Below are 15,181 nucleotides of genomic sequence, written 5' to 3'. Positions count from 1 at the left end.
ATTCCCCTTTTTGACATCTAAAATACAGTTAGACCACGAAATTTTTCGGGCAATCTAAATTTTTCAGTGCACTAAAGATCTGCTTCGAAGAATTACATACGATCAGCTTGGCACGATGCTGCGGCGGCAAGAAACCTTCAGCGACCGCATGGTCTAATTGTGCAATTAGTGCATCATAGAAGCCATTGACGTTATAAAGCATCATCGGCTTTTGGTGTTGATTCAACTGTCCCCAAGTGGCGATTTCTAAAATTTCTTCGAATGTACCGAGACCACCGGGCAGAGCAACAAAGGCACTTGCACGTTCTGCCATCATGGCTTTACGCTCATGCATACTGCGCACGACGTGTAGTTCAGTCAAATGATTATGTGCAATTTCATAATCCAACATAAACTCAGGAATCACACCCACGGCTTCGCCGCCATGATCGACCACAGCGTCAGCGACTTGACCCATCAGGCCAATACTGGCGCCACCATAGACCAGACCAAAACCATGTTCAGCCAAGCCTTGCGCTAATGCGATGGCTTTTTCTTGATAAATTGGATTGTTACCAGAGCGGGAGCCGCAATACAGTGCGATTAAAGGTTGTGTTGTAGCAGGAGAAGGATTACCACGTTTTTCTGTCATTTTTAATCCGCTATTCATTACGTTTTAATTTTACCTTAGCATGTTATTTTTTATGACACTACATTGGCAGCTAAATATGACAATTTAATGTCATCATTGGGTTTAAATTCTTCCATACTGAGATTGTACTTTGGTAAAAAAGGGTGAATTTTTACCTTAACTTGCTATACTTAAAACTTCATTTTAAGCTAAAGAACCGTCATGGGTAGTGGTTGTTGTCACTCAGCACACATCAAAATATTAGAAAGAACGCCATTAAAAGCGTTTGCGCATGTCCAATGCATTTCATCTTCAAATCAGCATGATCCACGTGTGAATAACATTCAGGAGATACAATTATGATCTTTGAATGGATGTCCGACCCATCTGCATGGGTGGGTTTATTGACACTGGTGGTGCTTGAGATTGTTTTAGGTATCGATAACCTGGTTTTTATTGCGATTCTTGCGGAAAAATTACCGCCAGAACAGCGTAATACTGCACGGATTGTCGGCTTATTGCTTGCACTGTGTATGCGATTGATCTTACTGGCCTCGATTGCATGGGTGGTGACTCTAACCAATCCACTGTTCCATATTTTCGACCATCCATTTTCCGGTCGAGATCTGATTTTACTGTTTGGTGGGGTGTTCTTGCTATTTAAAGGCACCATGGAACTGCGTGAACGTCTTGAAAACAAGCCTATGCTAAAGGAAGAAAATCCTGTGCATGCGACGTTTTGGATGGTGATTGTGCAGATTGTGGTGCTCGATGCCGTGTTCTCGCTCGACAGCGTGATTACCGCTGTCGGGATGGTGAAACACCTTTCTGTCATGATGATTGCGGTCATTATTGCTGTCGGCATTATGCTGTGGGCATCTAAACCACTGATGAACTTCGTGAACCGTCACCCAACGGTGGTGATTCTGTGCCTGTGCTTCTTAATGATGATCGGTTTCTCGCTCTTAGTCGAAGGCTTTGGTTTCCATATTCCAAAAGGTTACTTATACGCGGCCATTGGTTTCTCTGTCATGATTGAGTTCTTGAACCAAACCATGCGTCATAATCAGGAAAAAATGGTCACAACCACAGACTTACGTTATCGCACAGCCTCAGCTGTGATGCGTATGCTCGGTGGGAAAAATGTTGCAGACAATCAAAATGAAAATGAAGATGTGCTTGCAACACGTGCTTTTGCTGATGAAGTCTTTGATGAAGACAACGGGGTTTACCACAGTGTCATGGTACAAGGGGTACTGGGTTTATCTGAGCGTCCAGTAAAGTCCGTGATGACACCTCGTCCTGAACTGGAATGGATTGATTTAGATGAAGAACCTGAGGCGATTCGTGCTCAATTACTCAGTACCACGCATTCACGTTTAATTGTGGCCCATGGTGAGTTAGACAATATCGCGGGTGCGGTACTGACTCATAAAGTCATGAATGACTATATTGAAACAGGCGTACTCGATTTCGAAAAACATCTCCGTGAGCCTGTGGTGGTGCATGAAAATGCACAAGTCTTGATGGTGATGGAACAGCTACGTCAAGCACCGTTGCAAATGGCTTTGGTGTTGAACGAATACGGTTCAATTGAAGGGATTGCAACACCGATCGATGTCTTAGAAGCGATTGCTGGTGAGTTCCCCGATGAAGATGAACCGGAAACGGCAGCAGAAAGTCTCGATGATGGTTCATTGTTACTCGATGGCTCAACCGATATTCGCCACGTGTCTTTATTGTTGGGTCGTGACTTGGTGGATGATGCTGAACAGTATTCGACATTGTCCGGATATATCTTATTTCATTTGGGCCGTTTACCAGCCAATGGTGAAAAATTCAAAGCGGATGAACACATCTTTGAAGTGGTCACAATGGATGGCCATAAGATCGAAAAAGTGCATGTCATTCCCATGCCAACTGAAGATTAAGCTGAAGCCAAGAGAACATTCAGCTTAATCTATATAGATCAATATTGATTCACATACTGCTGATGAAAATTGTGTGGAAAGATCCGTTAAAATAGCCTGCATTGTCAGGCTATTTTTTATGGAAACAAATATGTCACAAGTCCAATGTCCATGTGGCAAAGGTGAATATGGTAGCTGTTGTCAGCCCTTACATACGGGGCGTGAAAATGCACAGACTGCAGAGCAGTTGATGCGTTCACGTTATAGTGCTTTTGCACAGCATGAGATTGATTATATTGTACAAACAACTGCGCTTGGACAGCAGCAAGCCTTGGATGTGAGTGCCATTGCAGCGTGGAGTCAGGCCAATCAGTGGTTAAAACTTGAAGTTGTACAAGCCCAAGAAAAACTCGATAAAAACCATGCTCAAGTTGAATTTAAAGCCCATTATCACGATGGGCAGCAAGCGCAGGTACATCATGAAATTTCACACTTTGTGAAGTTCGAGCAGCGCTGGTATTTCCTTGATCCGACCACAGAGATGAAAATCACCATGAAGCAGCCGTGTATTTGTGGTTCTGGACGAAAATTTAAACAATGTTGTGCGCAATTTTTATAACATTTGAGCAGATTTAGCTTAGAATAGCGCGCATCTCAACCCTCAGTGGAAGAAGGGCGATGTTACTTACCGTTATTTATATTATCGCAATCACGGCAGAAGCAATGACAGGTGCATTGTCTGCGGGTCGGCGGAGTATGGACTGGTTTGGGGTAACATTGATTGCCTGTGTCACGGCACTGGGGGGCGGTTCGGTTCGTGATGTGCTACTTGGGCACTATCCACTGACGTGGGTTAAGCATCCTGAATATCTCATGCTGACCTGCTTTGCTGCATTTGTCACCATCCTGATTGCAAAGTGGATGCGTCATCTTCGTAATATCTTCTTGGTTCTCGATGCCCTTGGTCTCATAGGTTTTACCATTATTGGCTGTCAAATTGCTTTAGAAATGGGCCATGGTTTTGTCGTCTCTGCAGTAGCAGGGGTGTTAACTGGGGTCTCTGGCGGTATTTTACGAGACATCCTGTGTAACGATGTCCCGCTGGTGTTCCGTCGTGAACTTTATGCCAGTATTTCTTTTGTGTCCGTGATTTGTTATTGGCTCTGCATTGAGATTGGCTTATCGCTAGAATTGACCGTCATTGCGACGCTCATTTTCGGTTTCACCTTACGTCTGATCGCCATTTACTTTGGCTTAGAAATGCCTAAATTCATTTATAAAGATGATGATGATCAGTCGGTATCTTCAAAAGATTTGTCGTAACCGCGTTGCTATAACATCACATTAAAATGCTAAAAAGACGGATCAATGGTCGGTCTTTTGCATGGATCTATACTAAAAAACGCAAAATCATACATCCTGTTGGGAAAGCAGTGTTCATCCTTCCACCAGTTCAGAGATCTTGTTATGGACTTAGTCTCACGTATACAACGCTTACCCATCGGTAAGTTTCACTACACTTTACTTTGGGTTATTGGCCTTGGCTGGATGTTTGATGCCATGGATACGGGACTCATTTCCTTTATCTTAGCGAAAATGGCTGAAGATTGGGCCATGACGCCAAATGATAAAAGTTGGGTGGTCTCGATTGGTTTTGTTGGGATGGCGATTGGTGCGGTGTTTTCTGGAGGACTGGCAGATCGCTTCGGCCGAAAAACAGTGTTTGCATGGACATTGGTAATTTATAGCTTAGCTACCGCTGCATGTGCATTTGCACTTAATCTAACTTGGTTGTTGGTATTTCGTTTTATTGTCGGCTTAGGTTTAGGGGGGCAACTCCCAGTCGCGGTGACTTTGGTCAGTGAATATATTCCAGCTCATGTACGTGGACGTTTTATTGTCTTACTAGAAAGTTTTTGGGGGCTGGGCTGGTTGGTTGCTGCATTGGTATCACGCTTTATTATTCCGGATTTTGGTTGGCATGCGGCTTTCCTGATTGGCGGTATTCCTGCGTTATATGCGATCGTGATTTGGAAAATGGTGCCTGAATCTGTACCTTATTTGATTAACCGTGGACGTTTTGATGAAGCACATGCATTGGTGAAAAAGATTGAAGCCAAATGTGGTGTAGAAGTTGTTGAAATCTTTGAGGTCAAACCGGTTGCAGAAAAGCACAATATCAGTTTTTCACAGCTTTGGTCAGGCATTTTTGCACGTCGTACTTTAATGCTGTGGCTTATTTGGTTCGGTATCGTCTTTTCTTATTACGGTATTTTTACATGGTTACCAAGCTTATTGGTCAAAGAAGGCTACACCATTGTTCAATCCTTTGAATATGTTTTGGTCATGATTTTGGCACAATTACCGGGTTATATTGCAGCTGCATGGTTGGTCGAAAAATTAGGTCGTAAAGCTACGTTGGCGGGCTTCATTGGGATGTGTGCCATTTCGGCATATTTCTTCGGTCAGTCTGGCAGTGTGACAGAGATTGTGATTTGGGGCTGTTTAATGTCCTTCTTTAATCTCGGTGCTTGGGGCGTACTTTACACCTATACACCAGAACAATACCCGGCCAATATTCGTGCCTTTGGTTCGGGCTGGGCGGGTGCCATTGGTCGGATCGGGGGCATTGCCGCGCCTTTTGCTGTGACACATATGATGGATATGGATCATGGTTTTAGCTATGTCTTTATGATGTTTACAGCAGTCTTAATTGCCGTTGCCGTGGTGATTTTGGTTTTAGGTGAAGAAACCAAAGGCAAAACTTTAGAATCCATTGGTCTATAAAGACTGTTGAATTTTTAGTTGATCATGGTGAATAAAATGGATATTTTTACGCCATAAGACACAATTTGTCGCAGAGTGTTAGATCATCCCCTTGTATAGGGGACACCTGCGACATAGCATAAGAACCCAATAAAGAACGAACAATTTAGGATTACAGGTTGTTATGACAAGCCTTGCGCATCATGCGACAGAAAACCGTTCCGTAGCAGAATTTACCGAACAAGCATATCTCAACTACGCCATGTACGTGATTATGGATCGTGCATTGCCACATATCAGTGATGGTCTAAAACCCGTTCAGCGTCGTATCGTCTATGCGATGAGCGAGCTCGGGCTAAAGCCAACGGGTAAGCCAAAAAAATCTGCACGTACGGTTGGTGATGTACTGGGTAAATACCATCCTCATGGTGACTCAGCTTGTTATGAAGCCATGGTCCTCATGGCGCAGCCGTTTAGTTATCGCTATCCATTTATTGAAGGTCAGGGAAACTGGGGTTCACCAGATGATCCGAAATCCTTCGCAGCGATGCGATATACCGAAGCAAAACTGTCTGCTTATAGTGATTTATTATTGTCTGAGTTAGGACAAGGGACTTGTGATTGGCAGGATAACTTTGATGGTTCGATGAAAGAGCCAGTGAATTTACCGGCACGTGTTCCAAATATTTTACTCAACGGCACAACGGGTATTGCTGTGGGTATGGCAACGGATATTCCACCGCATAACTTACGTGAAGTGGTGAAGGGCACCATCGCCTTAATTCGCAATCCAAACTTAACCGATGAGAAAGTCTCAGAATATATTCCTGCGCCTGATTTGCCGACACGTGCGGAAATTATTACTTCTCCAGAAGAATTACTCAAAATTCAAACCACAGGTCGCGGTAGTTATCGAACTCGTGCGGTGTACAGTATTGAGAAAAATGAAATCGTGATTACGGAGTTGCCGTATCAGGTTTCAGGCTCAAAAGTGATCACGCAGATTGCAGATCAAATGCAGGCGAAGAAGTTGCCATTGGTCACGGACTTACGTGATGAGTCAGATCATAAAAATCCAACACGTTTAGTGATCGTCCTGCGCTCGAATCGTATTGATGCTGAATCGGTGATGAGTCATCTATTTGCAACCACCGACTTAGAGTCGAGCTATCGTGTCAATATGAACATGATTGGCGCTGACGGTCGTCCGCAAGTGAAATCGATCCGCCGTATTTTGTTGGAATGGATCGAAATCCGTAAAAATACCGTAACACGTCGTTTGACTTATCATCTGAATAAAATTGAAAAACGATTACATATACTTGCAGGCTTGATCATTGCCTATCTGAATATTGATGAAGTGATTCGAATTATTCGTGAAGAAGATCAGCCTAAACCGGTGTTGATGACGCATTTTAATATCGATGAAATTCAAGCCGAAGCGATTTTAGAACTTAAGTTACGTCATTTGGCAAAACTTGAAGAAATGGAAATGCGCCGTGAACAAGAAGAATTGGAAGCCAAAGCAGCCATTATTCGTGAACAATTGGCGAATCCTGAGTCATTAAAAGCATTGATCATTAATGAACTTAAAGAAGATGCGAAGAAATTTGGTGATGACCGCCGTTCTCCAATTGTGAAACGTGCAGAAGCCCATGCGATTAATGAACAAGATATGCTTCCTGCAGATCCTGTGACTGTGGTGTTGTCTGAAGCGGGTTGGATTCGCTCGGCGAAAGGTCATGAAGTCGATGCTGAGAACTTAAATTTCCGTGCAGGTGACCAATATCTCAGCCATGCGCAAGGTAAATCAAATCAACGCGTTTATGTCTTAGATGATGCCGGTCGTAGCTATGCTTTGGGCATCAATACTTTACCATCCGCGCGTGGTTTAGGTGAGCCTCTGAGTTCTAAACTTGCACCTGCAAGTGGTGTCGGCTTTAAACAAGTATTTATTGCTGAAGATGAAACAGAAGTCTTGGCGATGAGTAGTAAAGGCTATGGCTTTAAAACCCAAGCCAAAAACCTCGATACCAATGCAAAAGCAGGTAAAGCCTTCCTTACCTTATCTGAAGGCGCGGCGGTCATGAATTTAACGGCGATTGAGAATGCAACACATCTTGCACTCCTCAGTTCTGCGGGGCGTTTGCTGTTGGTTGAACTTGATGAATTACCAGTATTGAATAAGGGTAAAGGTAATAAATTGATACAACTTGAAGCAAAAGATCAAATAGTATCCATGACAACTTTGAATTTAGATGAAATAATTCAAGTGCTTGCAGGAAATCAACAATTAAAGCTTAAAGGCGACGATCTGCAAAAATATGTGGGTAAACGTGCATCGAAAGGCGTGTTGTTACCACGTGGATATCAAAAAGCAAATAAACTGTTCATTCAAAGATAATACTAGCATCCATGGAACGAAATACGTTATATATGCTGTTATTCGTGAAATGGATGCAATATTAAGCACAAACAAGTTAAATAATGACCGCTTAATATTGAAAAAAAACAGTTGGATTATTAAGGATTACGACAGGAGAATTGGGCGTTATGGAAAAGATTTGGTTCGCTGAATACCAAAAGACAGGGATTCCAGAAACTGTAGAATTACCCGCAGAAAATACCTCATTGGTCGATATTTTTGAGCGTAATTTTCAGAAGTTTGGCTCAAGAGATGCCTTTATCTTCATGGATAAAGTCTTAACTTTTAAAGAACTTGATGAAGCAAGCCGTAAATTTGCAACTTATTTGCAAAGCTTAGGTTTGGCTAAAGGTTCACGCGTTGCAGTTATGATGCCGAACGTTCTTCAATATCCTGTTGTCGCATTGGGTGTATTCCGCGCTGGCCTGGTATTGGTCAACGTGAATCCACTGTATACCTCTCGTGAACTTGAGCATCAATTAAATGACTCTGGTTCAGAGGCATTGGTTATCATTGAAAACTTTGCATCTGTTTACCAAGCGATTATTGGTAAAACCCCAGTAAAACACGTGATCGTGGCATCTGTGGGTGACATGCTTGGTACGCTGAAAGGTACATTGGTTAACTTTGTATTACGTTCAGTACGTAAACAAATTCCAGCTTGGAACATTCCAGGTCATATTCGCTTTAATGCAGCAATGTCTAAAGTGAGTGCAAACAATTACAAACGTCCAAACTTAACTCTAAGTGATACTGCAGTACTTCAATATACTGGTGGTACAACTGGCGTATCTAAAGGCGCAGAATTAACACATCGTAACCTTGTGTCAAACATGTTGCAGTGTGATGGTATTTTCCAAAGTAAATTTGGTCAGCAAGATGGTCAGCCAGATGATCGTATCTTCTGTGCATTACCGCTGTATCACATCTTTGCATTTATGGTGTGTGCACTTTACGGCATGTACAAAGGTCAGGCGAACGTATTGATTCCTAACCCGCGTGACCTACCTGCGGTAATGAAAGAATTACGTAAATACCAACCTTCATTCTTTCCAGCAGTGAACACTTTGTTTAATGCTTTGGTGAACAATGAAGAGTTCAAGCAACTTGACCACAGCAAGCTAAAAATGGCGATGGGTGGTGGTATGGCAGTACTTCCTTCGACTGCAGAAGCGTGGAAGAAAGTTACCGGTACCAATATCATCGAAGGTTATGGCTTATCAGAAACTTCACCTGTTGCAACTGCAAACCCTCCAGCATCAATGGAATTCAGCGGTACGATTGGTATTCCATTGCCACTGACTGAAGTTGCTATTCTAGATGATGATGGCAATGAAGTTGCTCAAGGTGAGCAAGGTGAAATTTCGATTCGTGGTCCTCAAGTCATGAAAGGCTATTGGAACCGTCCAGATGAAACTGCCAAAGTAATGACGGCGGACGGTTTCTTCCGTACAGGTGACATTGGTGTCATGGATCCACGCGGTTATGTGAAGATTGTAGACCGTAAAAAAGACATGATTTTGGTGTCTGGCTTCAACGTTTATCCTTCTGAAATTGAAGAAGTTGTTGCAAAACATCCAAAAGTACTAGAAGTTGCTGCGATTGGTGTTCCTGATGAAAAATCAGGTGAAGTACCTAAATTATTCGTTGTGAAAAAAGATCCATCTTTAACGACTGAAGAAGTTTTGGCATTCGCAAAAGAAAACTTAACTGGCTATAAACGCCCACGTTATGTTGAATTTATGGATGAATTACCAAAATCGAATGTTGGTAAGATTCTACGTAAAGATTTGCGTAAAACAGCATAATATAATGCATAAAAAAAGCGCCTTCGGGCGCTTTTTTTATCGCTTTTAATTTTGATCATTAAAGCTTGCCTTTATTCATCGACCAGCGATCAAAGTAGCGACGTCCTACACCAAAAACACCTAAGAAAATAAACATCGCGCCGAACTGACGACTAAAGCCAGATTGGTTATAGCTGCCATAGGTTAAAATATTGTCGACTAAACAATATAGTGCAATGACAATGACCCAATGCCAAAGGGGAAGTTGCTTGATGGAAACTGCATAGAATGCAATCCACATGATGACAAAGCTGAAAACAGTCGACCATACATTTAAGTTGGCACAGATCACAGCAAGTAAAAATGCAGTCACAGGAATGACAATTTTTAAAACACGATCGACGCGAAGCTGATGGCGTTTTTGCTCTTCAAGAACTTCAAATAATTGATCTTGATCAGAAGTACTCATAGAGGATCCTTTCATCTGCCGATTATAAAAACACTATATTTAACAAAAATTATTCACGAAATGCCATGGTATTATAGCAGCCATAAAAATCTTCCTGAGAAAAAACACATGCACAGCATCAGTGGGATCATCTATCTCATTTTGGCCGCTTGTTTATTGCCATATGTATTTACATTTATTGCGAAGCGAGCTGCAGGTTTTAAGTCGAGTGATAATCAAAATCCACGTGAAGTTTTAGCGCGCTCTACAGGATTGGCGAGCCGCGCACATGCAGTGCAGCAAAATAGTTTTGAAAGTTTACCTTTATTTATTGCGGCTATTCTAATGGCTGAATACATGGTGATTCATCAACAATACATCATGACCTTTGGGATTGCCTATCTCGTTTTACGCGTTATTTATGGGCTATGTTATTTAGCGAATTGGGCAACTTTACGTTCAATCATTTGGACCTTGTCGATGTTATGCCCAATTTGCCTGATGTTATTGGTCATTAAATTAAGCTAAATGTTCAGCTTGATGATTAAATTATCAGCATGATCGCTAAAATCACAAAAAAAGCGATAAAACCGTTATAATTGTGCCGGATTAAAAGATTTAACTTGTTTAAAGAGTGATGCTATGAGCTACAGCAATATCCCAGCGGGTAAAGATGCACCAAACGACATCTATGTCATTATTGAAATTCCTGCAAATGCAGCACCAATCAAATACGAAATCGATAAAGATTCTGATGCGTTATTTGTAGACCGTTTCATGGGTACTGCAATGTTCTACCCAGCGAACTATGGTTATGTTCCAAATACATTATCTTTGGATGGTGACCCACTAGACGTACTTGTGGTAACTCCACATCCAGTAGAGCCAGGTTCTGTAATTCGTTGCCGTCCTGTTGGTAAATTGAACATGGAAGATGACGGTGGTGTTGACGCAAAACTCGTTGCGGTTCCACACGACAAATTGACTCCGCTTTATAAAGATGTTCAAGAATATACAGATCTTCCTGCATTATTGATCAATCAAATTGAACATTTCTTCCAACACTACAAAGACTTAGAGCCTGGTAAATGGGTTAAGTTAAGTGGTTGGGAAGGTGCTGATGTTGCGAAACAAGAAGTACTTAGCTCAATTGAAGCTTACAAAGCTGCGAACAAATAATATTGTTTTAAGCTGAGCATCGTTTTTAGATAAAATCGATGCTCATAAAAAAACCTGCACAGTGTGCAGGTTTTTTTTGCTATCTTAGAGTAGCTGCGAAATTAAAATAATTTCACAGGGATGTCTAAGAATAAACGCCATTCGTTTGTATCACCGATATAGTTACCAGCTTGGTAGTTATCACTTGCGCGGTAGTAAGAATGACGTACACGTAAGCTTGCGTCCTTAGCAAAACCAGATTGAACAGTATATTTCACTTGGTTAAAGAATTCGCGCTCTTGACCTTCTTTTGCTGAATTGTTGACTTTAATATCCCAGCCATAAACGAATGCAGAAGTCCAGTTCAAGCCTGGCACACCATAATCAGTAAAGTTTAAGTTATATTGAACTTGTGCCGATTTTTCATGGTTCCCCACAAAGTCAGATAAGTATGAGTTAGCTACATAGATTGACTGTGCGCCATCAGCATTTTCGCCATAGTCATAACCAGTGTTGCCTGTATTTTGTTGGTAAGCCAGCATGACTGAGTGAGCGCCTTGGTTTAATGTACCTGCAAGAGACCAGATGCTATTGCTGCGGCCGTCAACATTTTTATTACCAATTGTTGAAGAATAAGTTCCAGCTTGCTCGTCCCATTCAGTATGGTAGCCATTGAAGTCTACATTTAATGAGCGTTTTTCAGCTAAAGGCAATGTGTAGTTTGCATTGATGTAGTGACGTTCAAGCGCATCTTCACTGTCTAAGCCATAGTAAGATGCATTAAGCTGATCGTTAAATTTGTACTTTGCACCCCAAACGATTGCATTATCTAGATGACGGCCATCAGTATTGATTTGATCTGAATATTGATTCTCTGTGAATTTACCAGCAACCAATTCTAGATTTTCAATTTCACGGCTTTTCGCAAGAACACCAGTGAAATATTCTGGAACCATACGTGCTGTATTAGACGCAAGTACAGGAAGATCTAGAACTTGGGTGCCGTATTCAACAGTTGTATTTGATACTCGTGCTTTAAGGCTAGCTCCGCCACGCGCCCAATGGTCATAGGCGTCTACATCACCATTTGCATCTTTAGCTCCGCCGTTATGAAGCGGAATCATGCCATTGCCAGCATTATCATTGCTGCCTAATTTGAATGAAGCGTCGCCAGTAACATTTACACCAAAGCCGATAATACCTTTTGTAAAACCAGATTCAAGTTTTACAATCGCAGACTGAGCAGCTGAGCTGGTATCTGTTACTCGTTTTACTGCACTAGTATCATTGTCAATGTAATTAGTTTTGTCACGGTTGATGTAACCTGTACGGAACAATACAGAGCCTTCAGCATCTTCCACAAAGCCTTTAGATTCACTTTGTTCGCTAGCAAAAGCAGTAGAAATAAGAGCAGCGTTTACTAATACTGCAAGTGTTAGTTGTTGAGCTTTAAGCATTGGGAGAGAGCCTCATGCAAATTTGGTTAATATGTAGTGCGATTGTATATTTTTTCTTAAAAAAATCACTATTTTTAATGCGCTTATTACACTAAAGTTAGAAAACATTCAGATCATCGGTCAATCTGTAATAAGCAAATGTTTCGTATGTTATTGTTGTTTAACAGATAGTTTATTTAAGTTGAATATATATTAAGCTAAAGAGAAGTTTATTCATTGCTTATCATAAAAAAATATAAAAAATGGTAAAAACTTTCATTTAACTTGCTGATTTATTATCATTCTTATCGCCATTTTGTGCTGAATACAAAGTTGGCTTTTGATCGAAAATTATAAAAATAGTTGAGGGGGGGGATTTCTATGTCCAGTCAAAGCAAGCAATCTTGGCTTGTTTTTCAAAAATAGATCGTAAAACATGGCTCTGTAGTAAGTAATATCTTCCATAAAAATACAATTAAAAAAAGGTGATATAAACCGTGATAAATACATATGAATGAAGGAATTAAATTATTTTTAAATACTCGAATTGGATAAAAGATATTTTATGAATCAATACCTTATTTTTTACTGTTTTATATAATCTCACCTTTGTTTTTAAATGATTTAATTTATCAAAATAAGAAAAAAGGGGCTATACAGTGCGGTAAAATCGATTAAAATCGGCGCTAAATTTTACTCAACCCAATCCACGATCGATCCGATGTGGGGACTAAACATGATTCAATTTTATAAAAAAGCAATTTTAAGTATTTTAGTGACCCTAGGTACAGTCCCTGCATTTGCAGAACAAACTGAACAAGCCACAACTGCACAAGGGAATTGGTCTGGAAGTTTGGGCGTGGTAAACAAATATGTGTACCGTGCGAGTGAAGAAAATGATCAAGCGGCATTACAAGCCGGACTTGAATATGCACACAACAGTGGGCTGTTCGCGGGCTATTGGGGTTCTACACTCAACTATGACCCTACGGACGACAGTCAGTCACATGGTTTTGAACATGATTTCTATGTTGGATATGGACGTGAACTGAATGAAGATTGGAGCTATAAGTCACAAGTGATGGCCTATGTCTATCAAGGTGGCGGTTCAGTTTATAACGATGACCGCTCTGAAAAGCGTCGCACAACGGGCGTCGAATTTATTCAGGACATAAGTTATAAAGATTTAACTGCAAGCATGGCTGTATTGTTGTCTGATGTTAATTATGGCAACGCAGGAGATGTATATCTGAATGCTGCTTATAGCTATGCATTACCTTATAATGTTTCATTAAATTCATCGCTTGGTGTTTCTGTTTTTAATGACAGTCGTGATGACAGCCTATTAACAACCACAGAAGATGTGGTGTTCACTGAAGCACGTTTAGGCTTGAGTAAACCGATTGCTGATACTGGATTTGAAATTGCTGCTGACTATGTATGGGGCGGTAAAGATCGTGAAGGCGAGCAATTAGATGATAACGTTGTGGTTGGATTGACCTATTCTTTCTAACATTAACGAGTTGATCGTATTCGGTCATATTCTTGAAAGTGCATAATGGTGATTGTGCACTTTTTTTATGCATTTTTGAGATCGGTGTTGAAAAAATATACTCAAAAAAGCGCATTTTTAAAATCCTGTTACAACTATCAACCCGAAGATTTAAATAATCTGAATAGTTGACAATCTGCATTCTAAAAAAAATTGTAGAGATAAAAGTTTAAATAGGATAATTAAAAAATAATTAATAAAAACAGTAATATATTGGTTTTTGATAAACCAAAATGGTGACTTTTATAAAAAAAATATGCGCTTATTTTTAAACATGGCACAGCGCTTGCTAATACCTCATTGAGTTCAACGAAATAACCAAAAAATACGTCGTCGTACGATGTGGGGGAACAAACCATGAAATTTGCACTTAAAGCTTTATCAATCGCTGTACTAGGACCAGCATCGACATTTACTTTTGCTGAAGCGCCAGCTTCTGAGCATTCTGTATCCGGAAATATCGGCGTACTGTCTAGCTATAATTTACGTGGTATTACCAATGTACCTGAAAATAGCGGCGCAACTATTCAAGGTGGTTTGGACTATAGCCATGCGTCAGGCTTCTATGCTGGGTACTGGGGTTCAACTTTAGATTATGCACTTGGTGAAGAAGGGCGTGATTCTTTTGAACATGACTTTTATGCAGGTTATAACGGCAAAATTACTGAAGATTTAGGTTATACCGTCGGTGGTACGTATTATTACTACTATGAATCGGATGTTGATTCAGATGGTTTCGAAACACTTTTAGGATTGAACTACAAAGACTTTAGCGTAACTGCGCAAACCTTAACGCAAAATACGACTTGGGGTAACAAGGGCGATACGTATATCTTAGGTAGCTATAGCTATGCATTGCCAAAAGATTTCACGCTAAATACTTCATTGGGCCTATATGCATATGGTGATGATGACGAATTTGTAGAAACCACTGAAGACTTTGGCTTCCGTCATTTTACAGCAGGTTTAAGTCATCCATTGGGTGACACTGGTGCGAGCGTAAATATGGATTATATCGTGGGTGGTTATGACCGTCTGGATGAAAAACAAAAGAATAAAGTCGTATTTGGCTTGAAATACGAATTTTAA

Annotated in this window: 13 protein-coding genes; 10 read left to right on the top strand and 3 right to left on the bottom strand. The window is 40.8% G+C overall.

What is annotated here, in order from left to right:
• Window positions 1-28: 28 nt before the first annotated feature.
• On the bottom strand, window positions 29-649 hold the full coding sequence (locus tag FTU29_RS15560; RefSeq protein WP_078192607.1) for a TIGR00730 family Rossman fold protein: 621 nt from the start codon (window positions 647-649) through the stop codon (window positions 29-31).
• Between the two features lie 320 nt (window positions 650-969).
• Between FTU29_RS15560 and FTU29_RS15555 the strand changes: the two genes are divergently transcribed.
• The 6 genes from FTU29_RS15555 (at window position 970) to FTU29_RS15530 (ending at window position 9,519) form a co-directional block, all read left to right on the top strand.
• Window positions 970-2,541, top strand: a complete 1,572-nt coding sequence (locus FTU29_RS15555; RefSeq protein ID WP_078192606.1) for a TerC family protein — start codon at window positions 970-972, stop codon at window positions 2,539-2,541.
• A 130-nt stretch (window positions 2,542-2,671) separates the two neighbouring features.
• Window positions 2,672-3,139, top strand: a complete 468-nt coding sequence (locus FTU29_RS15550) for a YchJ family protein (protein WP_180122741.1) — start codon at window positions 2,672-2,674, stop codon at window positions 3,137-3,139.
• 59 nt (window positions 3,140-3,198) lie between these two features.
• Complete coding sequence (locus tag FTU29_RS15545) at window positions 3,199-3,843, top strand: trimeric intracellular cation channel family protein (protein ID WP_078189475.1); 645 nt, start codon at window positions 3,199-3,201, stop codon at window positions 3,841-3,843.
• Between the two features lie 144 nt (window positions 3,844-3,987).
• A complete protein-coding gene (locus FTU29_RS15540; protein WP_180122739.1) occupies window positions 3,988-5,307 on the top strand; it encodes an MFS transporter in 1,320 nt (439 codons plus the stop codon).
• 163 nt (window positions 5,308-5,470) lie between these two features.
• Window positions 5,471-7,690: a DNA topoisomerase IV subunit A gene (gene parC, locus FTU29_RS15535; protein WP_180122737.1), complete on the top strand. Its 2,220-nt coding sequence runs from the start codon at window positions 5,471-5,473 to the stop codon at window positions 7,688-7,690.
• Window positions 7,691-7,839: 149 nt separating this feature from the next.
• Complete coding sequence (locus tag FTU29_RS15530; protein ID WP_180024224.1) at window positions 7,840-9,519, top strand: long-chain-fatty-acid--CoA ligase; 1,680 nt, start codon at window positions 7,840-7,842, stop codon at window positions 9,517-9,519.
• Between the two features lie 58 nt (window positions 9,520-9,577).
• Here FTU29_RS15530 and FTU29_RS15525 read toward each other — a convergent pair whose 3' ends face one another.
• Window positions 9,578-9,967: a hypothetical protein gene (locus FTU29_RS15525; RefSeq protein WP_078189471.1), complete on the bottom strand. Its 390-nt coding sequence runs from the start codon at window positions 9,965-9,967 to the stop codon at window positions 9,578-9,580.
• Between the two features lie 108 nt (window positions 9,968-10,075).
• Between FTU29_RS15525 and FTU29_RS15520 the strand changes: the two genes are divergently transcribed.
• The gene (locus FTU29_RS15520; protein WP_078189470.1) at window positions 10,076-10,474 is read left to right on the top strand and encodes an MAPEG family protein; all 399 of its coding nucleotides are present in this window, start codon (window positions 10,076-10,078) and stop codon (window positions 10,472-10,474) included.
• 114 nt (window positions 10,475-10,588) lie between these two features.
• Window positions 10,589-11,125 carry an inorganic diphosphatase gene (gene ppa, locus FTU29_RS15515; protein WP_078189469.1) on the top strand — a complete coding sequence of 179 codons (537 nt, stop codon included), beginning with the start codon at window positions 10,589-10,591 and terminating at the stop codon, window positions 11,123-11,125.
• A 101-nt stretch (window positions 11,126-11,226) separates the two neighbouring features.
• Here the strand turns inward: ppa and FTU29_RS15510 are convergent, their stop codons facing one another.
• Window positions 11,227-12,561 carry an OprD family outer membrane porin gene (locus FTU29_RS15510; protein ID WP_180093174.1) on the bottom strand — a complete coding sequence of 445 codons (1,335 nt, stop codon included), beginning with the start codon at window positions 12,559-12,561 and terminating at the stop codon, window positions 11,227-11,229.
• A gap of 715 nt (window positions 12,562-13,276) precedes the next feature.
• Here FTU29_RS15510 and FTU29_RS15505 point away from each other — a divergent pair.
• On the top strand, window positions 13,277-14,053 hold the full coding sequence (locus tag FTU29_RS15505; protein WP_180122735.1) for a TorF family putative porin: 777 nt from the start codon (window positions 13,277-13,279) through the stop codon (window positions 14,051-14,053).
• A 396-nt stretch (window positions 14,054-14,449) separates the two neighbouring features.
• Entirely contained in the window at window positions 14,450-15,181 is a 732-nt protein-coding gene (locus tag FTU29_RS15500) for a TorF family putative porin (RefSeq protein WP_180122733.1), read from the top strand.

It is taken from the genome of Acinetobacter sp. YH12086, assembly GCF_013419345.1.
GTDB classification, from domain to species: Bacteria; Pseudomonadota; Gammaproteobacteria; order Pseudomonadales; family Moraxellaceae; genus Acinetobacter; species Acinetobacter amyesii.
Note: the sequence above shows the minus strand (reverse complement) of the source record. Positions and strands in the feature narration are given on the sequence as shown.

Coding starts and splice junctions, on each gene's coding strand:
- FTU29_RS15560 (WP_078192607.1), bottom strand. CDS start 649: ATGAATAGCGGATTAAAAATGACAGAAAAACGTGGTAATCCTTCTCCT.
- FTU29_RS15555 (WP_078192606.1), top strand. CDS start 970: ATGATCTTTGAATGGATGTCCGACCCATCTGCATGGGTGGGTTTATTG.
- FTU29_RS15550 (WP_180122741.1), top strand. CDS start 2,672: ATGTCACAAGTCCAATGTCCATGTGGCAAAGGTGAATATGGTAGCTGT.
- FTU29_RS15545 (WP_078189475.1), top strand. CDS start 3,199: ATGTTACTTACCGTTATTTATATTATCGCAATCACGGCAGAAGCAATG.
- FTU29_RS15540 (WP_180122739.1), top strand. CDS start 3,988: ATGGACTTAGTCTCACGTATACAACGCTTACCCATCGGTAAGTTTCAC.
- parC (WP_180122737.1), top strand. CDS start 5,471: ATGACAAGCCTTGCGCATCATGCGACAGAAAACCGTTCCGTAGCAGAA.
- FTU29_RS15530 (WP_180024224.1), top strand. CDS start 7,840: ATGGAAAAGATTTGGTTCGCTGAATACCAAAAGACAGGGATTCCAGAA.
- FTU29_RS15525 (WP_078189471.1), bottom strand. CDS start 9,967: ATGAGTACTTCTGATCAAGATCAATTATTTGAAGTTCTTGAAGAGCAA.
- FTU29_RS15520 (WP_078189470.1), top strand. CDS start 10,076: ATGCACAGCATCAGTGGGATCATCTATCTCATTTTGGCCGCTTGTTTA.
- ppa (WP_078189469.1), top strand. CDS start 10,589: ATGAGCTACAGCAATATCCCAGCGGGTAAAGATGCACCAAACGACATC.
- FTU29_RS15510 (WP_180093174.1), bottom strand. CDS start 12,561: ATGCTTAAAGCTCAACAACTAACACTTGCAGTATTAGTAAACGCTGCT.
- FTU29_RS15505 (WP_180122735.1), top strand. CDS start 13,277: ATGATTCAATTTTATAAAAAAGCAATTTTAAGTATTTTAGTGACCCTA.
- FTU29_RS15500 (WP_180122733.1), top strand. CDS start 14,450: ATGAAATTTGCACTTAAAGCTTTATCAATCGCTGTACTAGGACCAGCA.